The organism is Magnetococcales bacterium, assembly GCA_015231755.1.
Lineage (GTDB): Bacteria > Pseudomonadota > Magnetococcia > Magnetococcales > Magnetaquicoccaceae > Magnetaquiglobus.
Map to the genome: position 1 here is coordinate 12,365 of JADGAZ010000015.1, position 19,571 is coordinate 31,935.

Annotated in this window: 18 protein-coding genes and 2 tRNA genes; 11 read left to right on the forward strand and 9 right to left on the reverse strand. The window is 60.7% G+C overall.

From position 1 onward, the window contains the following. Positions 1–4: 4 nt before the first annotated feature. Positions 5–1,261: a class I SAM-dependent methyltransferase gene (locus tag HQL98_10795; protein MBF0272537.1), complete on the reverse strand. Its 1,257-nt coding sequence runs from the start codon at positions 1,259–1,261 to the stop codon at positions 5–7. Next, the gene (locus HQL98_10800) at positions 1,254–3,065 is read right to left on the reverse strand and encodes a carbamoyltransferase (protein ID MBF0272538.1); all 1,812 of its coding nucleotides are present in this window, start codon (positions 3,063–3,065) and stop codon (positions 1,254–1,256) included. Before HQL98_10800 ends, HQL98_10795 begins: the two co-directional genes overlap by 8 nt. Before the next feature lie 360 nt (positions 3,066–3,425). Here HQL98_10800 and HQL98_10805 point away from each other — a divergent pair, with 360 nt between their 5' ends. The 3 genes from HQL98_10805 to HQL98_10815 are packed head-to-tail and all read left to right on the forward strand — an operon-like array spanning position 3,426 to position 6,898. Beyond that, positions 3,426–4,295, forward strand: a complete 870-nt coding sequence (locus tag HQL98_10805) for an ABC transporter permease (GenBank protein MBF0272539.1) — start codon at positions 3,426–3,428, stop codon at positions 4,293–4,295. Beyond that, positions 4,292–5,533 (forward strand): ABC transporter ATP-binding protein, encoded by a 1,242-nt coding sequence (locus tag HQL98_10810; protein MBF0272540.1) that lies wholly within the window; start codon positions 4,292–4,294, stop codon positions 5,531–5,533. Before HQL98_10805 ends, HQL98_10810 begins: the two co-directional genes overlap by 4 nt. Before the next feature lie 39 nt (positions 5,534–5,572). Continuing rightward, on the forward strand, positions 5,573–6,898 hold the full coding sequence (locus tag HQL98_10815) for a hypothetical protein (protein MBF0272541.1): 1,326 nt from the start codon (positions 5,573–5,575) through the stop codon (positions 6,896–6,898). On the opposite strand, the gene mutM is transcribed toward HQL98_10815, so the two are convergent. The 5 genes from mutM to HQL98_10840 all read right to left on the reverse strand — a co-directional run bounded on the left by mutM (position 6,889) and on the right by HQL98_10840 (position 9,782). Beyond that, positions 6,889–7,731 carry a bifunctional DNA-formamidopyrimidine glycosylase/DNA-(apurinic or apyrimidinic site) lyase gene (gene mutM, locus HQL98_10820; protein ID MBF0272542.1) on the reverse strand — a complete coding sequence of 281 codons (843 nt, stop codon included), beginning with the start codon at positions 7,729–7,731 and terminating at the stop codon, positions 6,889–6,891. The genes HQL98_10815 and mutM overlap by 10 nt on opposite strands. Before the next feature lie 13 nt (positions 7,732–7,744). Continuing rightward, entirely contained in the window at positions 7,745–8,221 is a 477-nt protein-coding gene (locus tag HQL98_10825) for a peroxiredoxin (GenBank protein ID MBF0272543.1), read from the reverse strand. A 63-nt stretch (positions 8,222–8,284) separates the two neighbouring features. Further along, positions 8,285–9,295, reverse strand: a complete 1,011-nt coding sequence (locus HQL98_10830; GenBank protein ID MBF0272544.1) for an Rpn family recombination-promoting nuclease/putative transposase — start codon at positions 9,293–9,295, stop codon at positions 8,285–8,287. Positions 9,296–9,592: 297 nt separating this feature from the next. After that, a tRNA-Arg gene (locus HQL98_10835) sits at positions 9,593–9,668 on the reverse strand. A 37-nt stretch (positions 9,669–9,705) separates the two neighbouring features. Further along, positions 9,706–9,782, reverse strand: a tRNA-Pro gene (locus HQL98_10840). A 199-nt stretch (positions 9,783–9,981) separates the two neighbouring features. Here HQL98_10840 and HQL98_10845 point away from each other — a divergent pair. The 4 genes from HQL98_10845 to hemL are packed head-to-tail and all read left to right on the forward strand — an operon-like array spanning position 9,982 to position 14,208. Further along, entirely contained in the window at positions 9,982–11,247 is a 1,266-nt protein-coding gene (locus HQL98_10845; protein MBF0272545.1) for a glutamyl-tRNA reductase, read from the forward strand. A 4-nt stretch (positions 11,248–11,251) separates the two neighbouring features. Continuing rightward, positions 11,252–12,343 (forward strand): peptide chain release factor 1, encoded by a 1,092-nt coding sequence (prfA, locus tag HQL98_10850; protein ID MBF0272546.1) that lies wholly within the window; start codon positions 11,252–11,254, stop codon positions 12,341–12,343. Positions 12,344–12,350: 7 nt separating this feature from the next. Next, positions 12,351–12,878: a hypothetical protein gene (locus tag HQL98_10855; protein MBF0272547.1), complete on the forward strand. Its 528-nt coding sequence runs from the start codon at positions 12,351–12,353 to the stop codon at positions 12,876–12,878. Between the two features lie 43 nt (positions 12,879–12,921). After that, entirely contained in the window at positions 12,922–14,208 is a 1,287-nt protein-coding gene (gene hemL, locus HQL98_10860; protein MBF0272548.1) for a glutamate-1-semialdehyde 2,1-aminomutase, read from the forward strand. Between the two features lie 231 nt (positions 14,209–14,439). Here the strand turns inward: hemL and HQL98_10865 are convergent, their stop codons facing one another. Continuing rightward, complete coding sequence (locus tag HQL98_10865; GenBank protein MBF0272549.1) at positions 14,440–15,336, reverse strand: metallophosphoesterase; 897 nt, start codon at positions 15,334–15,336, stop codon at positions 14,440–14,442. Positions 15,337–15,598: 262 nt separating this feature from the next. Here HQL98_10865 and HQL98_10870 point away from each other — a divergent pair, with 262 nt between their 5' ends. The 4 genes from HQL98_10870 (at position 15,599) to rpmE (ending at position 19,090) form a co-directional block, all read left to right on the forward strand. Beyond that, positions 15,599–16,390 carry a prepilin peptidase gene (locus tag HQL98_10870; GenBank protein ID MBF0272550.1) on the forward strand — a complete coding sequence of 264 codons (792 nt, stop codon included), beginning with the start codon at positions 15,599–15,601 and terminating at the stop codon, positions 16,388–16,390. 8 nt (positions 16,391–16,398) lie between these two features. Then, the gene (locus tag HQL98_10875) at positions 16,399–17,076 is read left to right on the forward strand and encodes a dephospho-CoA kinase (GenBank protein MBF0272551.1); all 678 of its coding nucleotides are present in this window, start codon (positions 16,399–16,401) and stop codon (positions 17,074–17,076) included. Between the two features lie 384 nt (positions 17,077–17,460). Next, the gene (gene rho / locus HQL98_10880; protein MBF0272552.1) at positions 17,461–18,843 is read left to right on the forward strand and encodes a transcription termination factor Rho; all 1,383 of its coding nucleotides are present in this window, start codon (positions 17,461–17,463) and stop codon (positions 18,841–18,843) included. Between the two features lie 19 nt (positions 18,844–18,862). Beyond that, positions 18,863–19,090, forward strand: a complete 228-nt coding sequence (rpmE, locus tag HQL98_10885) for a 50S ribosomal protein L31 (protein MBF0272553.1) — start codon at positions 18,863–18,865, stop codon at positions 19,088–19,090. 87 nt (positions 19,091–19,177) lie between these two features. Here the strand turns inward: rpmE and HQL98_10890 are convergent, their stop codons facing one another. Next, on the reverse strand, positions 19,178–19,513 hold the full coding sequence (locus tag HQL98_10890; protein ID MBF0272554.1) for a type II toxin-antitoxin system HicB family antitoxin: 336 nt from the start codon (positions 19,511–19,513) through the stop codon (positions 19,178–19,180). Positions 19,514–19,571: the final 58 nt, after the last annotated feature.

A 19,571-nucleotide genomic window follows, 5' to 3' on the forward strand; every position in this document is an offset into this window, starting at 1 on the left:
ATGGTCAAATCGTCGCGACGGATCCCGGCTCTTCACGATAGGCCACGAAAAAATTCAATCCCACTCCGTTGGCGCCCCGAAACAGATGCCGCGTGGCGGATAAAAAAGACGCCACCCGCTCCACATCCCCGGTGGCCAACACGTTGAACAGCTCCAGAACCTCCCCCAACAACGCCTCGGGCTGGTCCTCCTGGGGAAAGGTTCCCAATCCGGCCCGCACCCCCTCCAGCAACCGCTCCGACGCCGCCGCCAACGACCCCGGATCCACCCGGCTGGAAGCGGTGACATCCGCCGTCTGCCGAACCAGATCCTCCAGCAATGCGCTCAAACGCCGCGACCGCTCCAGCCACACCTCACCACTGCGGGCGTCGTCCACCCGATGGGTCAGCCATCGCAACTCCGCCCCCCCCGCCGCCGCCGGATCCATGGCCAACTGGTGCATCACCCCCTTGATGGGAGGATCCACCAGTTCCGCCGGCATCACCGGCGGCCAGGCCGAATAGACCCGCAAACCGCTCCTGGCAAACCACGCCATCACCTCGCCCGTACACGGACAGTCGATCTTGGGATTGACATAGGTATCCTGAATGATCGCCGCCCGGGAACGCCGCCCGAAACGCTCCGCCCGGTCGATGTTCTCCCGGAACAACCGCTCGGCCAAAGCGGGGATCTCCGCCTCCTCCCGGGCCAGGGAACGGATGACCAGTCGCTGCAAATCCCGCTGAAACATCCCGGCGCGGGTGCAGATGGCCAGGATCAGAAATCCACCCGGCTTCAGACAGGCTGCCAAACGCTCAAACCCTGCCTCCTTGGCCCCGGTATGATGCAACACCCCCTCGCAGGCCACGATATCGAACCGTTCTTCACCCGGATCATAGTCGAACAATGACCGCTCCACGAACCGATACCGGGCCTCCCGAGGCGCACGCAGGGCGAAAATCTTTCGCGCCCGCTCCAAAGCCAAAGGATTCATCTCCACCAGGGTGCAATCCGCCCCCCAGCGGCTGTAGAAAATGGCATGCTCCCCGGTCCCGCACCCCAGATCCAACAGACTGGCTCCGCGAAACAGCCGTGGCGGCAATTTCAGATAGTCCCGGAACAACAACACCCGTCGCCGTTCCTCTTCCCGCAGACGCTCATCCGACTCCAGAAAGCGTGTCGAAGGATTTTCCTCCTGGTAAACCCGCAACACCTCCCGCTCCACGCTCAGACGCTGCGCCTCCTCCACCCGCGACCCCTCTTGCGGCAGCCGATCAGCCATGACAGCCACCTTGAGAAGAGTCCCGGGCCGGCTTGCTCACCAGCCACGAACCGATCCACACATGGGAAAGCCCGGAACGAAGCCAAGTGCTGACCGCATCCTCCGGTCCGGCCACCATCGGCTCCCCGTGCAGATTGAAAGAGGTGTTCAACACCGTGCCCACGCCGGTGCGCTCCTGGAAGGCCGAAATCAAGGCATGATAGTCGGGATTCACCGCCCGGCTCACCACATGGGGACGGGAGGTGTGATCATACGGATGCAAACCGCTGATCATCTCCTTGCGCCCCAGAGGGGTGGAATCGAAGGCCAGGGTCATGTAGCGGGCATCCAGCCCCTTGGGATTGATGAAATAATCGTCGGCCCGCTCCTCCAACACGCTGGAGGCGAACGGCATCCAGAAATCCCGCTGCTTGATGATTTCGTTGATCTGACGCACCACGTGGGGATTGCGGGGATCCGCCAGGATCGAGCGGTTGCCCAAAGCCCGGGGACCGAACTCCCAACGACCGGCGCAACGGGCCACCACCTCTCCTTGGGCCAAAAGCTCCGCCACCTCTCCGGCTCCGGCCTGCCGCACCCGGCTCCCCTCGGGAATGCCGCCGGTCTCGATGGCCCGCAACGCCTGCTGGTCGGTGAAATCCTCCCCCAGATACGGGGTGGTGAAAGGCCGCAAATGCTCCACCTGCTCCGCTTTCACCGTGGGATGGGCGGCGGCGGCGATGCAGGCCGCGCCCACGGCAAGCGACTCGTCCCCGGCTCCCGGCGGCACGAACAAAGAGGTGACATCCGGCAATTCCCAGATCACCTTGTTGGCCTTGATGTTCATGGCCACCCCCCCGGACATCACCACATCCCCGATTCCGGTGGCTCCCACCCCGTTTTGCACCCATCGGGACAACAACTCCTCGGTGCGCCGCTGCACACCCCAGGCGATCCCGTCGAAACGCACCCCCTCCAGCCGCTCCTTGAACCAGAAGAAATGGTCCGCAGGCTGCGTGGTGTACGAAAATCCCAACCCGTGATTTTGCAGGGTTCCGGCATAGACCTCATAGGCCTGCCGCCCGTATTTTTCGTTGGCGTAAGGGGCCAGTCCCATGGTCTTGAAGGCGTGCTCGAATTGCTTCATGCCCAGCAGCAGCGTGGCGTAACGGTAGATCCGCCCGATGTTGCACTTGGCGTCCCGATGCAAAAGCCGCAAGGCTCCCCGGTCGCGCCCCTCCCAGACCGTGCCGTTGGCCCCATCCCCGCCCCCGTCCGTGGTGAACACCAACAGATCCCGATCCCGGTTCGGATGGGTCATGTAGGCGTACCAGGCGTGACAGGTGTGGTGATCGTGAACGCTGATGCGCTCCGCGGGCAGGCCGCTGTAAGCTTGGAGATGCTTCAGCCGGGCCTTGAGCATGCCTTCGGCGTCGTCTTCATGGGCGATGAGGCTTTCGTCGTAGATCCGGCGGGCCGGATCGATCCGATCCGCGAACACCTCCAGATAAGAAGGGGTGCCGGTGCCATCGAGACGGGGTTTCCAGTAGTGGGTCTGCTCCCGCCAGAAATCGGCGATGGAAAAGTTCTCCCGGGGCACGAAAAAATATTTCGGCGGCAGTCGCAAGGTGGAAAGGGCGATGTGATCCACATCCCCCATGGTCAGTCCCGCCAGAGCCAGCACCCGCTCCACCGACTGAAACGGAAATCCCGAACGGGTGGAAAAGCGTGTGGGCCGATCCTCGCTCATGGCCGCCACCAGCCGTCCGTCCACCAGCAAAGCCGCACTGGCCCCATGCCCGTCGTGAATGCCCAAAATGACCATAATCGCTCCCGCGCGCGCCTTTTCAAAAGGACAAATCCGATCCGCCAACCCGCCGCCATCCCACCCACGACGCGCCGATTCTTAAGAAAAATGAAAGATAGAGTGTAATCGCATTCTTGCGGATTGTTCAATCCATTTCGGCCTGGGAACACCGGAATCCACAAGAACTCACCCCTTTTTTGACACCACTCCCCCCTCTTGCCGAAGCAAACCCGGGACCACCGCAACGCTGACCACCACGGAAAACGTGCTTGACAATGCCTGAGAAAAATGGCGTCATGATCGATGTTGACCAAACGGTTTCAGCCGGATGGCATCCATCGCCCTCGAATTCATCACATTCCAGAGCCACACCCTCTCATGACGCCCGATCCGGATACCATCCCCCTCGCCGTGCGCACCTATTCGGCCCAATCGAGAATCCGCCATCCGGATGGCCTGTTCCTCGCCATGGTTCTGGATCTGTGGCGCTCCCGGGAACTGGCCTGGAGACTGTTCATCCGGGAAATCAGTCAACGCTACCGCCAATCGGTGCTTGGCATCCTGTGGGTGCTGGTGCCGCCGCTGGCCACCACCGCCATTTTCGTGGTACTCAACGCCCGCAAGATCCTCAACCTCGAACCCACCGAAATCCCCTATCCGGTCTACGTGCTGCTGGGCACGCTGCTTTGGCAGATCTTCTCCGAAAGCGTGCTGGCACCCCTCAAGGCCTTCGAGGGATGCGTGCCCATCATGATCAAGATCAACATGCCCCGGGAAGCCCCCATCCTCTCCGGCATGGCCCAGGTGCTCTTTCTGGCCGGCGTGCAACTGCTCCCGGCCCTGGGGGTGATGGTGTGGTCCGGAGTGGTTTTCACCCCCGCCATCCTGCTCGCCCCCTTCGCCATCCTGATGCTGGTGCTGCTCGGCACCGCCATCGGACTGTTCCTGGTTCCCCTCGGGGGACTCTACCGGGATATCGGCGAAGGCAGCGCCATGGCCCTCAAACTGGCCTTCTTCCTCACCCCCGTGGTCTATCCGCCCCCCCAGGAGTGGCCCTGGTCCCTGCTGGTCGCCTTGAACCCGGTGGTCCCCCTCCTCCAAGGAGCCCGGGATCTCATGTCCATCGGCACCATGCACGACCCGGCAGCCTTCTGGATTACCTGCGGCGGTACCCTCGTCGCCCTGCTGGCGGGCCTGCTCTTCTATCGCCTCGCCACCCCGCTGGTCCTGGAACGGATGGGAGCTTGACATCTCACGTGTCCAACGACCTGCTCATCGACGTGGAGTCCATCTCCAAAAAATTCTGCCGCAGCCTCAAACGCTCCTTGTGGTACGGCATCCACGACATCTCCCGGGAACTCACAGGACAAGATCGCTTCGCCACCTTGCGCAAGGATGAGTTCTGGGCCATCCGGGATTTGAGCCTCCAGGTGAAACGGGGCGACATCCTGGGCATCATCGGCTCCAACGGCTCGGGCAAAACCACCCTGCTGCGGCTGATCAACGGCCTGATCATGCCCGATTCCGGCCAGGTCACCATCCGGGGTCGGGTCGGTGCCCTCATTCAGCTCGGAGCCGGCTTCAGCCCGGTACTCAGCGGACGGGAAAACATCCTCATCAACGCCGCCGTCCTGGGCATCTCCAAACGCGAACTCGACTTGTGCCTCGATGAGATCATCGACTTCGCCAATCTGGGGGAGTTCCTCGACGCCCCGGTGCAAAGCTACAGCTCCGGCATGCGCGCCCGGCTGGGATTCGCCGTCGCCATCCACATGCGACCGGATATCCTGCTGGTGGACGAGGTGCTCTCCGTGGGGGATCTGGTGTTCCGCAACAAGGCCCTCGACCGCATGGACAAACTGGCCCACTCCGGCGTGGCGGTGATTTTCGTCTCCCACAACCTCGGACAGGTGGACCGACTCTGCTCCCGGGTGCTTTATCTGCAAAAGGGACAAACCGTGGCCCTGGGCCCCACCGCCGAGGTGATCTCCCGCTACGTGGGGGAAACCACCGCCCTCGACACCACCTTGCGCCACCATCCCGGCACCGAACACTCCTTCGTGGTGCGCTCGGTCAACCTGCGCGACGTCAACGATCAGCCGCTCCAACACCTGATCTGCGGAGAGTCCCTCCGGATCTCCCTGACCCTCGACGTGCGCCAACCCCTGAAATCCCCGATGTTCTGTTTCATGTGGGAACCCGAAGGACGCTCCATCATCCTGGCCTATACCCACCAGCCCCGGGAGGCGGAAGCGCGTCCCTCCCTGACTCCGGGTCAACACGTGATCGAAATCTCAATTCCCAAATTGCCCTTTCTTCCCGGACGCTATACACTGCGTTTATCGGTCTCCGGCACGATCGAGTCACAACTCCTGGGCAAGGTCGATCATCTGGCCACCCTGAACGTACTCCCCCGGCCCGGACAGTACATCATCACCAACGAAGCCGGATTCCTGGAACTGGACGCCAATTGGCGTTTTTCGTGAATTTTCGTCAATCAAGGACACGACCCGTTCAATCCCGACATGTCCAAGAAACTGCATCGCCTCATGCTTATGTCCGGCAGGGATCTCAAAGAAAATCCCTACCGGGAATTGATCATCAAGCGTCTGCTGGAACAGCGGGGCGTGGAGGTGAAACTGGTGGTGCCCGGTCGCGGAATCAACAAAGGCGCGTCGGCGGAACCGGTCCGGGATGATCCGATACTCACCAAAGAAGGCGCCATCCAGATCGACGGAGAATGGCACTTCCGTCAGGCCATGCGGGGCTGTCAGATCGTGGTGTTCAGCACCTGGCGCAGCTATCTCCCCCTCACCCGGCTGGCCCAGGCGGAAGGACGCCCCACCATCAATTTCTGCGCCACCTCCGGACTGGATCACTGGTCCCATGGGGTGGAACGCTGCCTGATCCGCAGCCAGTTCACCCACCGCATGTTGCGCTTCGAGCACGAAACCATGGGACTTCCCATGCCCCCGGATGATCAGATCCGCATCGTCGGCTCCATCCAGTACGAATACCCAAAAGACCATCAACCCCCCGCCTTCCCCAGCCGGGAACAATTCTGTCACCATTACGGCCTGGATCCCGCCCGCCCCATCGCGGTCCTGTTTCCCAAAGGCATCCAGTCGTTCCACAAAAAGGTGGCCGCTTGGTTTCCCCATTGGAATGCCCAACAGGTGGATCGGTATCATCAATGGTTCCTGGATCGCTACGCCCGTATCTGCGAACAGACCAGAAACGCCGGCTGCAACCTGTTGATCAAGATGCATCCCACCGCCTATGTGGGTTACAACTGCGATACCGCCTCGGAATCGGAATTCTGGCAACAGTTCCCCTGGACCAAAATCCTGGAAGCCCAACACACCATGGCCATGTTCCAGCACGCCGACGTGGGATTGGGAATCAACTCCCACGCCTCCCTGGACATGGGCTATTTCAACAAACCCTTCATCTATGTGGATTCCGACCTCATTCCGCTGCCGGATCTGCCCATTTTCAACGTCAACAAGCTGGTCCACCTGACGCCCGGCCCATCCACCCACTGGCACACCCAACCCATGGATATCAATCCCTGGTTCCGCTCCTGGCTGGGGGCCTTCAGCCGGGTCGAGGATCTGCCCGGATTGCTGATGGATCCGGCGCGCACCCTGCCCATCCAGCCTGGGGACCGGGAGGCCTTCATCACGGAATTCTGGGGCGTGGGGGACAATCAGGCATCGACGCGCATTGTCGATGAGATTCTGCAATTTGGCGAAGAGTCGCTTTCATCCTGGTCCCACCAACTCTCCTGGCCCCGCTGGCGGGGCAGGGTGGCGGATGGCATCCATCGATTGCGGGGCCGTCACCCCTGATCGTCAACCACCGGACCCGGCTGGCAGCATGGACAATAAAAGGCGGACCGCTGACCCAGACGCATCCGCCGGATCGGGGTTCCGCAACTCGGACAAGGCGCCCCATCCCGCCCGTAGACCCGCAAGGCCACCGCGAAATAACCGGGCCGTCCATCGCTTTGCCGATAATCCCGCAAGGTGGTGCCCCCCTGTTCGATGGCGGCCCGCAACACCCGTTGGACTACTTCCACCAGCTTGGCGCATTGGGAACGGGTCAAAGTCCCCGCCGGCAACGCCGGATGCAACCCCGCCAGAAACAACGACTCGGCAGCATAGATGTTCCCCACCCCGACCACCATATGGGCGTTCATGAGCCAGCTCTGAAGCGCCACCCGCCGATTGCGGCTCCGGTCGAACAGATGATCGGCGTGGAAATCCCCCTCCAGGGGTTCCGGTCCCAGTCCCGCCAGCAACGGATGCCGTTCCCAATCCCCCTCGATCCACAAAACCGCTCCGAAACGACGGGGATCGTTGAGACAGACCAAAGTGCCGTCGTCCAGGGTCCAGATCACATGATCATGGCGTTCCCGGGGTGCCAGGGGATCGGGGGTGAACAGGCGACCCGACATGCCCAGATGAATCAAGACATGACCCGTGCCGCAGGCCCACAGCAAATATTTGCCCCGCCGTGTCACGGAACGGATGGTCTGTCCCAGGATGGACAGTTCCAGTCGTTGGATGGGAATGGGCCAGCGCAGCGTCGGAGTATGGATCCGAAGCGATCGGATCACCCGGCCCGTCAGGCGGGGAGCCAGCCCGGCCCGGATGGTTTCGACTTCGGGAAGTTCAGGCATTCCAAGGGATCGATCAGGCCGCGCCGAGCCTGCGGGTCAACTCCGCCAGCACCGCCTCGGCGTGACCTTTGGTCTTGACGTTGGTGTAGACCTTGCGGACCACCCCTTCGGCATCCACCACGAAGGTGGAACGGACAATGCCCATGCTGGTCTTGCCGTACTGGGTTTTTTCTTGCCAGACGCCGAAAGCCTCGCACAACGCCCCATCCCCGTCGCTCAACAGGGTGAAGGCCAATCCGTATTTGGCGCAGAATCCGACGTGAGAGTTGACCGAATCCTTCGAGACACCAATCACCTCATGGCCCAGTGCGGCAAAGGCCGGACCCAGCGCCTGAAAATCATTGGCCTCCAGCGTGCAGCCCGGCGTATTGTCCTTGGGGTAGAAGTAGATGATCCCCCCTTTGGCTCCCAACCGGGCGCGCAGGGGCTTGGTCTGGTTGTGTTGATCCGGAGCGGAAAGGTCCGGAATGGTCGAACCGGGTTGCAACATGGCATGGCTCCTTTCAAAAGATTCACCGGACCACGCAAACCGTGACCCGGCGTGCAAGCGGAATCACTCGAACACCGCAGACAGGGATGGGGCGTCCAGGGTACGGTCGATCCAGGTTTCCAATGTGTCCAGATCGGCGGCAAGCACCCGCTCCCGCACATCCTCCGGAACCACCCCGAACTGACGACGCAACAAACGCATCAGCATCGAAGCCGCCTCCTCCCGCCGGCCTTCCTGACGGCCTTCCCAGCGGCCCTCCTGATGGCCTCCCTGCCACCACTCCTGACGACGCGCCTCTTTCCAGGTCTCTTTCCAGGCTTCGAAACGGGTTTGCATCATGGTTGTCACCTCCAACAGATCCACCGGGTGGGTCGGCGGCACCGGTCCATCGCCGCCCATCAGTTCCATGACATTGTACAGCATGATCGCCAGCACCGGCTTCAGGGCCGAAAACTCGGGACGCTGCGTAAACCACGCCAGCAGCTCTTTGGCCAGGGCGATCAGATCGTCCGGATCCTGGCACTGCTCGACCCGGAACACCAGCGCCGAGAGCGAATCCCGATCTTTTTTCAGATCTTCCGGCGCCAGATGGGTGGCGTCGATCAGAAAAAATCGTCCATCCGGCTGAAAGTGCCACAAGGGCGAACCATCCGGCAAGCCGATCTGATCCCGCAAACGCACCGGCATCAGCCAGGGGGAATCCCCATTGTAAAGCACCATCGGAAAGATCGGCGGCAAAGGGCCTGAAGCGGGAATCCGTTTTTCGTGCAGCAGTTGCAGCCACAGCAGACACTCGTAGATGACGACCCTCAGGGGCATCCAGCGTTCCACCGTGGACTGGAATTCCAGCAGCACCAACAGATACATCACCCCTCCGCCCCGCATGGGAACCTGCCAGACGATGTCGCTCTCCCGTTCCGGCAGGCCCGGTACCTGATAGCGGGTCTTGACCGGTTCCAAACGGGACAGATCCAGCTCCTGGACCCAAGGTTCGGTCACAAAACGCCTCAACAGATCGGCCATCATTTCCGGATGGGCGTACAATTGGTGATAGATACCGTCGTGATCGGTCATGTCGCCTCCTTGCAAGGAAACATTGTGACCGGCGCACCGTTGAAAATCCATCAAAAAAATCGTCCCCCGCCGCCGGGGTGGGCGCTACGATGGCTTGACAGGGATTCATGACCCATTCAACCATGGATGGCCCTCTTGAGCCTGTGATCGGCGGTCCTGTCTGGGCATGTGGATAGTCAAGCCCGGTTTGTTATACATATCATGGATGACTTGTATAAAAAATCCGATTTTCTATACAGGTCACCACGTCGTTTCAAGAAACACGAAGAGGAGACGACGTTGCAGACCGGAAGGGGATGGTGCGCCCGGCAGGACTCGAACCTGCAACCTACGGCTTAGAAGGCCGGTGCTCTATCCATTGAGCCACGAGCGCACGACAAAGAGGAAACGCCATGGGGAAGATTCAAAGATGGTCGGGGCGAGAGGATTCGAACCTCCGGCCCTCGGCTCCCAAAGCCGATGCGCTACCAGACTGCGCCACACCCCGACATCACCCAAAAATCCTAACCCAAAATCACCTCTCTGGGCAATAGCCGGAAAGAAAAAATCACAGCCGGTCAGACCCCATGGCATGGAAACTTGGTTTCCGGGCTTCATTCGGGCTATGATGACGCATTGCGGGACCACGCGCCACAGCAGTCTCATCCCAAAAACGGAGCGCCCGAATCGGGAATGATCGTCTCTCCATGAAGATCGTCATCGTCGGCTTGAGTCACAAAACCGCGCCCGTGGCCATTCGGGAACGTCTGGCGTTCACCGCAGAGGAGCTGCCGCGCTGTCTGAACGAACTGCGGACCACCCCGGTGGTGCGGGAAGCGGCGTTGCTGTCCACCTGCAATCGTGTGGAGATTTATGGGGCGGGCCAGAATCCGGAGCAGGTCGCCGAGGAGATCATGGGCTGGCTGACCACCGTGCGTGGTCTGGACAGGGATCTTCTGGAGTCCCATCTGTACCGCCTGACCGACCGGGACGCGGTGCGACACGGTTTCCGGGTGGCGGCGAGCCTGGACTCTTTGGTGGTGGGGGAGGCCCAGATCCTCGGTCAGATGAAACAGGCCTACCAACTGGCCGGAGAGGCGGGATCCTCGGGCACGGTTTTGGATAAATTCTTTCAGCACGCCTTTCACGCGGCCAAGCAGGTGCGCAACGATACCGGCATCGCGCGCAATCCGGTCTCCATCGCCTCGGCGGCGGTCTCCCTGGCCCAGCGGATCTTCGGCAACCTGAAAGGATGTCGCTGTCTGTTGATCGGCGCCGGGGAAATGTGCGAACTGGCGGCCCGTCATCTGGTTTCCGACGGGGTGGAAATCCTGGTGGCCAACCGGACGCTCTCCCGGGCCGTGGCCCTGGCGGAAACCTTCGGGGGGGAGGCGGTGGCCCTGGCCGAGCTGGAAAACAATCTGGACAAGGCCGACATCATTTTATCGTCCACCGGAGCCACCGGACATGTGGTCACGGCCCCCATGATCAAGACCGCCCTGAAAAAAAGGCGTCAGCGTCCCCAGTTTCTCATCGACATCGCGGTGCCCAGGGATCTGGATCCGGCCATCGCCCAACTGGACAACGCCTATCTGTACGACATCGACGATCTGTCCCGGATTGTCGAAAACAATCTCAAGGATCGGGGCAAGGAGGTGATCGCCGCCGAGGTGATCGTCGAAAAACGCAGTGACGAATTCATGCGCTGGCTGGAGACCCTGGAACTCTCCCCGGTGCTGGCCGCCCTGCGGGAAAAACTCGAAACCATCCGCGATCAGGAGGTGGCCAAAGTCGTGGGAACCTGGCCCAACATCTCCCCCGAAGAACAAAAAAGGGTGGAACAATTGGGTCGTCTGCTGGTCAATAAAATACTGCACGCCCCGTTGAGTCGTCTGAAACATCTGGCCGCGGAGCCGGATGGGGATCTCTACGTGGACGCGGCGCGACAACTGTTTCAACTGGATCAGGCGTGATGGCATGACCAACTCGTTTTTGCGTAAATTCGACACCATGCGGCGGCGCCACGCGGAGCTGGATGCCCTGCTGGGTCAATCCACCACCCAGGCGGACGCCTCCGAATACGCCCGCCTGAGCAAGGAATACGCCGACCTTGATCCCCTGGTGGAAGCCTGGATGGGATATCTCAAGCTCGAAGAGGAGATCCAGGAGACCGAAGCCCTGCTCGACGATCCGGACAGCGATCCGGAAATGAAACGCATGGTGCGCGACGAACTGGATCAACTCAAAACCCGGCTCGAAGAAAAAATCCCGGAACTGCAACTCCTGCTGGCTCCCCGGGATCCCCACGAGGGTCGCAACGTCATCCTGGAAATCCGCGCCGGCACCGGCGGCGAGGAGGCGGGACTGTTCGCGGCGGATCTGCTGCGCATGTATGGCCGTTTCACCGAGCAGAGCCGTTGGCGCCTGGAACCGTTGTCCAGCAGTCAGACCCAACTGGGTGGATTCAAGGAGGTGATCGCGATGATCTCCGGCAAGGGGGCGTGGTCGGCCTTCAAGTTCGAGTCCGGGGTGCATCGGGTGCAACGGGTTCCGGCCACCGAGGCAGGGGGACGGATTCACACCTCGGCGTGTACCGTGGCGGTGCTCCCGGAAGCCGACGAGGTGGAGGTGGCCATCAACGAACGCGATGACCTGCGCATCGACGTATTCCGCTCCTCGGGTCCGGGGGGACAGAGCGTCAACACCACCGATTCGGCGGTACGCATCACCCATCTGCCCACCGGCATCACCGTCAGTTGTCAAGACGAAAAGTCCCAGCACAAAAACAAGGCCCAGGCCATGAAGGTACTCAAGGCCCGCCTCCTGGACATGGAACAACGCGCCGCCCACGACGAACGCTCCCGTGACCGACGGGATCAGGTGGGTTCCGGAGATCGTTCCGAACGAATCCGCACCTACAACTTTCCCCAGAACCGGGTGACGGATCACCGGGTCAATCTCACCTTGCACAAGCTCGATCAGGTGATGGAAGGGGATCTGAAAGAGCTGATCACCACCCTGACCGCCCATCATCAGGCCGAACTGCTGGCCCGCCTGGGAGAGGAGTGAAAAAAACATGATCCCACCGTCCCGACATCGTATCCTCCGCACCTTTCCCGGATGGTCCGGGTTGGGAATGATGTGGATCCTGGCATGGGCCTGGCTTTGGCCGACGGGTGAAGCCCAGGCTTCAGTGGCCAAGAGTTACCGGCAACCGGCCTACATCAGCAACGCCTATTTTTCCGACAAAATGATCCGGAAGGGCGAAAACATGCAGCCCATGTCGGTGGTCAAGGCGCTGCGCGCCGGATCGGACAAGGTGGCGGGCTATTTTGTGCTGGATCTGGTGTTGATCAGCAACGGCACCCACCATGTCAAGGTGGATATCCTGGATCAGGCGGGCAATCTGGCCACACGGCTGGATTATCCGCCGATCAAAGCCGCCAAGGAGGATCATCTGCCCATGTACACGGCAGTCGGCACCATCGGAGGGAAACTGCCCCCCGGTTTATGGTTTTTCAAGGTATTCGATCAGCTCGACAAAAAGGGGTGGGAAACCCTGGGAACCCAGGCGATCCTGGTGGTGGCCCCCTCCAAAGAGTGATGTTCGTCTAGAAATCTTTCAGAATTGATAGGGAGATCAGGTCATGTCGCATTCGGAAGCGTTGTTTCTCAAGGCACAACAGGTGATTCCCGGCGGAGTCAACAGTCCGGTGCGCGCCTTCAAGTCGGTCGGGGGCACTCCCCCCTTCATCCGCTCGGGCAAGGGCGCCCTGATCACGGACGTGGATGGCAAAACCTATGTGGATTATGTCGGTTCCTGGGGTCCGTTGATCGTCGGTCATGCCCATCCGGCGGTGGTGGAGGCCATCTGCAAGGCGGCGGAAGGGGGGTGTTCCTTCGGCGCTCCCACCGAGGGGGAAATCCTGCTGGCGGATCGGATCATCGCCCGTTTTCCCGGCATGGAGATGGTGCGTCTGGTCAATTCCGGCACCGAGGCGGTGATGAGCGCGGTCCGTCTGGCCCGGGCGGCCACGGGTCGGGATCTGCTGGTGAAGTTCGAGGGGTGTTATCACGGTCACGCGGATGGATTGCTGGTAGCCGCCGGATCCGGAGCCGCCACCTTCGGAGTGCCCACCTCCCCGGGCATCACCCGTTCCACGGCCCGGGACACGCTGGTGCTGCCCTACAACGATCTGGAAGCCGTGGAGGCCATGTGGTCCTTGCGGGGCGAGGAGATCGCCGCCGTGATCGTGGAACCGGTGGCCGGCAACATGGGATGTGTGCTGCCGGCGCCGGATTTTCTGGCGTGTCTGCGTCGGGTGTGCGACGCCAGTGGATCGTTGTTGATTTTCGACGAGGTGATGACCGGTTTGCGGGTGGCCCATGGCGGCGCCCAGACCCTGTACGCCATTCAACCGGATCTCACCACCCTGGGGAAGGTGATCGGTGGCGGTCTGCCGGTGGGGGCCTACGGTGGACCCCGACGGCTCATGGAAATGATCGCTCCCTCGGGTCCGGTCTATCAGGCGGGAACGCTTTCCGGCAATCCTTTGGCCGTGGCCGCGGGTCTGGCCACCCTCGACCTGCTGGACGCGCCGGGAGTCTACGCCGCCCTGGAGTCCAAAACCCGTTACCTGACCAAAGGTCTCTCCCAGGTGATGTGCGCCCACAACATTCCCTGTGTGATCAATCAGGCGGGATCCATGTTCGGGCTGTTCTTCACCGACGCCCAGGCGGTCACCAACTATACCGACGCGACCCGATGCGATCTGAAGCGTTTCAACCAGTGGTTCCACGGCATGTTGCAAGAGGGGATCTATTTGGCTCCCAGCGCCTTTGAAGCCGGTTTCGTCTCTTTGGCCCACGACGAATCCCTGCTCGACCTCACCCTCACCATGGCGGAACGGGTCGCCGAAAGCCTGCGAGGCTGACCATTCAAACCCATCAAAAACCATTAAGAAAAAGAGCGGGTCTGGGAGATTCCTCTCCTTTAGGATTTTGACTTTCGCTTTTGCTTTCAAACGCGCTTTATAAACACGTTTTTTTCGCGCCGTTTGCGAAAAAATGCCGCGCACAGCCTTGTATCGGCCTCCGTTTTTCACCTTTTGAAAAACGGAGGTCGCGCCTTGCCAATCCCTGCCCCTTCCCCAACACCCGCCAACCTATCTCCCCACCCGACTCCGGTGCAACACCGCCCCCCGGTCGTCGAACATCGTCACCAACAGCTCCTGCCTGCCCACCTCCACCTGGGCGAACCCATACCGTCCTTGAAGGGCGAATTCCGAGCCGGGGAGGCGTTCTTTCACCCGGTAGAGCACATGCCCTCCGGCCCCGGAGATCACCTGCAACGGCTCGCCGGGCAGACGGATCACTTCCATGTGGTGATCATGCCCGCATAAGTAGGCGTCCGTGGCGGTGGATTGCAATACCGGCAACAAATCAGACAACAACGTTTTGCTGGAGCCGTGTTCGCCACTGGAACGCAACGGATAATGGGCCGCCACCACCCGCCAGAGGGGATTCCCGGATGACAGGGCGCCAGCGGCGAAACGGCTCTGTTCTGCCATCGGCAGGGTGGAATCCAACAAAACCAGCCGCAACAACGGCCCTCCCCCGGCAGCGACACCGAAATCCAAAGAGTCCTGACGGGCCCGCATGCGCCAGCGACCACTGCCCAGATGATCCCGACCATACAGCACCTGGGCCTCCGGATCGGAACGGATGTCGTGATTGCCCAGTACGGCCAGAAACGGGGTCTTGGCGAGAACGGTGCCGGTATAGATCGACTCGAACGCCGCAGACCACAAGGGATCGGTCACGGACAGCACCCCGTTGGGATAAAAATTGTCCCCCAGCAACACCACGAAATCCACCCCGCCACGGGCGGCGGCCACCTGTTCCATGGCCTCGGCCACCCGCTTTTGATGCGAACTCCCCGACCCCTGATCCCCCAGGGCAAAAAAGACCACCCGTTCCGGATCCCGCACCGGAATCGCCTCCGTGGCGGCCAGCAGTGGCCCGCACCACAGCAGCCAGATGATTCCGATCAACAGCCTCATGGTCCATGCTCCTTTCATTGGTGAAAACAAAGAAGGGGTCTGGGGGATTCCTCCCCCAGGGTTTTGACTTGAAATGTTAATCAAGATAGAATTTTTTTGTTTTTAACGATAAAAAAAGTAAATTCTTGGGGGATGAATCCCCCAGACCCCCTCTTTTTTTTCAAGAGTGGCGATATTTCACCCTGTTGAAGCGGCATTGTCAAATCCCCTGCCACCCTGTAACGTATCCCGAGTTCTTCCACCGAAATCAAGGAACACACACATGTCCTGGGATCTCATGGCCCTGTTGCTGCTGATCGGCGCGATCTGGGGCAGTTTTCTGAATGTTTGCATCCACCGCATCCCGCTGGAAGAAAGCGTGGTCCTGCCCAACTCCCGCTGTCCGGCCTGTCGCCACGTCATCGCCTGGTACGACAACATCCCGATCCTGAGCTGGTTTGTGCTGCGGGCCCGCTGCCGACATTGCCAGACCGCCATTTCGCCGGTCTATCCCATCATCGAATCCCTCACCGCCCTTCTCACCCTGTCCACCCTGCTCCACTTCGGCCTCACCCCCACGGGAATCGCCCTCACCGTGCTGGGATACGCCCTGATCACCCTGACGGTCATCGACTTTGAACACTACATTCTTCCCGATGTCATCACCCTGCCCGGAATCGTCATCGGCGTGATCTTGAGCCTGCTGCCATGGTTTTTCCCCCCCCTGGCCTCCTGGCAGAACGCCCTCATCGGAGTCACCGCCGGAGGGGGTGGATTGTGGCTGTTCGGCTGGCTGTTCCAACGCTTCACCGGAAAGGAAGGCATGGGACTGGGCGATGTCAAGCTCACCGCCCTGCTCGGCGCCTGGCTCGGCTGGCAGGCTCTGCCCTTCACCATTTTCGCCGCCGCCCTGATCGGCAGCTTCGTGGGACTGCTGTGGATCGCCGTGTCGGGCCGGGACCGCTCCCTGCCCATCCCCTTCGGACCCTATCTGGCCCTGGGGGCCTGGGGATATCTTTATTTCGGCCCGACGGTCTATGGATGGTATCTGGGCCGTCCCCTGATGATGTTCTGACCCGATCCATGCTCTTCATTCTGGGCATCACCGGCTCCATCGGCTGCGGCAAATCCACCGTCACCCGTCTTTTCGGACAGATGGGAGCCCGTACCCTGGATGCCGATCTCCTGGCCCGCAACGCCCTGGATCCCGGATCTCCGGCCCTGGCCGAAGTGACGAAAGCCTTCGGCGCCGACCTGCTCACCGGCGACGGTCCCCCCGCAACCCGTCGCCTCGACCGGTCCCTGCTGGCCCAACGGATCTTCTCCGATCCGGCCCGACGCCGCCAACTGGAAGCCATCGTCCATCCGGCGGTATTCCGCGCCATGGCCGCCACCCTGGCCGAATGGGACCGATCCACCCCCCCGGATACCCGAACCATCGCCGCACTGGAAATCCCCCTGCTGCTGGAAACCGGCTCCGCAGCCTTGTGCGATGGCATTGTGGTGGTGGCCTGCGGCGACCACCAGAACGAACGACTCGCCCAACGTCCCGGACTGTCGGAAACCACCCGACAACAGATCATCGCCCAGCAGCTGCCGGAAGCGGTCAAATGCCGACAGGCCCACTGGATCATCGACAACCGCCACGATCCCGCCGAACTTTCCACCCAATTGCTGCCGGTATGGGCCACCATTCTCGCCCAAAAATCCCCCATTCAACCGGCTTGGCCCCTGCAATGGCGCTCTTTCTTAAATTCCTGACATGATATTTTCAACTGTGGACGATTTTGTTATTGACTTTCACAAAATACCCGCATAAATTAACGCAAATCGACCTGCAACAAAATGTAAAATCATGCACGTGTCGGAACGTGCCAGATCGTGGATCGCCCCGAAGCCTCAAGATCTCCCGACACCCGATCAACCCAATTGATCCCGACTCAAATGACCGCGCAGCGAATGATCGCGCGTTTGAAACGAATTACCCGCTTTCATGCCCATGCCGTTCCCTGCCCGACCTTCCGAGTGCCTTGGAAAGACGTGCCTTGAACGGTTTTTGTTACTCAAATCCTTAAGACAACTTCCACCAGCATGCCAAAAAAACGTATACATCCCCAGAACGATCCCCTCGCCGACCCGGCGGATATGGCGCAACCTCCCTTTCCCGGAGACGACGACACTGCGCCACCCACACCCGCCCGCCGCGAACCGGCGACGACGGACCAACCCGCGACAGCCAGCAGCAAACCCGATCGACCCCCCATCACCCATTTAAGCGATCTGAAGGCCCTGCCGGTCACCACCCTGTCGGAGATGGCTTCTGCGCTCAACGTGGAAGGTCTCATGGGGATGCGCAAGCAGGAGTTGATCTACGCCATCCTCAAGGCCGAAAGCGCCAACAACAACGCGCAAATCTACGCCGAAGGGGTGCTGGAGGTGCTTCAGGACGGCTTTGGCTTTCTGCGCGCTCCGGATACCAACTATCTGCCCGGTCCGGACGACATCTACGTCTCCCCCTCGCAAATCCGCCGTTTCGGACTGCGCACCGGCGACGTGGTGGAAGGTCAGATCCGCTCCCCCAAAGAAAGCGAACGCTATTTCGCGCTGCTGCGGGTCGAAAAGATCAACTACGAAGATCCCATCAAGGCCCGCAACAAGATCAACTTCGACAACCTCACCCCCTTGTATCCGGACGAGCGGCTGATCATGGAACTGCCCGACTCCTCCGCCAACAAGGATGCGGGTACCCGGGTGATCGACCTGTTGTGTCCCATCGGCAAGGGGCAGCGGGGCCTGATCGTGGCCCAGCCCCGTACCGGCAAGACCATGCTCATGCAGAGCATCGCCCACTCCATCGCCGAAAACCATCCCGAAGTGATCCTCCAGGTGCTGCTCATCGACGAACGGCCCGAAGAGGTCACCGACATGAAACGGTCGGTCCGGGGCGAAGTGGTCTCCTCCACCTTCGACGAACCGGCCACCCGTCACGTCCAGGTGGCGGAAATGGTCATCGAAAAAGCCAAACGCCTGGTGGAACACAAACGCGACGTGGTGATCCTGCTGGACTCCATCACCCGTTTGGCCCGGGCCTACAACACCGTGGCTCCGTCTTCGGGCAAGGTGCTTTCCGGCGGTATCGACGCCAATGCCCTGCAACGCCCCAAACGGTTCTTCGGCGCCGCACGCAACATCGAAGAGGGCGGCTCCCTGACCATCATCGCCACGGCCTTGGTGGAAACCGGTTCCCGCATGGACGAGGTGATCTTCGAGGAGTTCAAAGGCACCGGCAACATGGAGGTGAGCCTCGATCGCAAACTGGTGGAACGCCGCATTTTCCCGGCCATCGACATCGCCCGCTCCGCCACCCGCAAAGAGGAACTCCTGATCGATAAAGACGATTTGAGCAAACTTTGGGTGCTGCGACGCATCCTCCTGCCCATGGGGGCCCAAGATTCCATGTCTTTCCTCCTGGACAAAATCAAGGCCACGAAGAATAATGAGGAATTTTTCGCCAGCATGAACAATTGACGGTCAAGGAATGACATCCATGAAAAACGATATCCATCCCCAGTACAAAGACGTAACCTACACCTGCATCGGTTGCAGCCACGTCTTCAAAACCCGCTCCACCGGTTCGGATCTCACTCTGGGCGTCTGCTCCGAGTGCCATCCCTTCTACACCGGCAAGCATAAGCTCGTGGACACCGCCGGTCGCGTGGAACGCTTCATGCAGAAGTACGGCAAACAGCAGTACGCCGCCAAGGGCGCCCGCTAAACCGCATCGCCCCGCCGCTTTACAAGCCGTTCGCCAGACACCTCAAGAGGCAGACAAGGTGTCTGGCGAACGGAACTCCACGAGTTTTCAGTCACTTCCCGGTTTCTTCGGTTTCGCTTCTCCGGTCTCAGGGCTTCCACGGCGATGCAAAAGGGTGTCGTCCATGGCGATATTCACATTGACCCATCGGGCAGGCGTCTCCCCCCCACCAACGTGCGCAAGACCTCCCACAACCTCCGGATCCGGTTCCATGGCGTCCAACGCCGAGGGGAGAGGGATGGCTTCGTCATCCCGGAACATGGCGGACAGATGAAGCTCCAGCGCCTTTCCCGCATTCAACAGGATTTCATCCAACCAATCCCCCGCCGAAACGCATCCTGACAGTCCGGAAAAAAGCGCTGAAACCCGACTCGCTCTGGAAATCTCCTACCGCAATGTCAAACCGCTTTGACGTTCGATGGATGGGATGGTTCCGATCAGG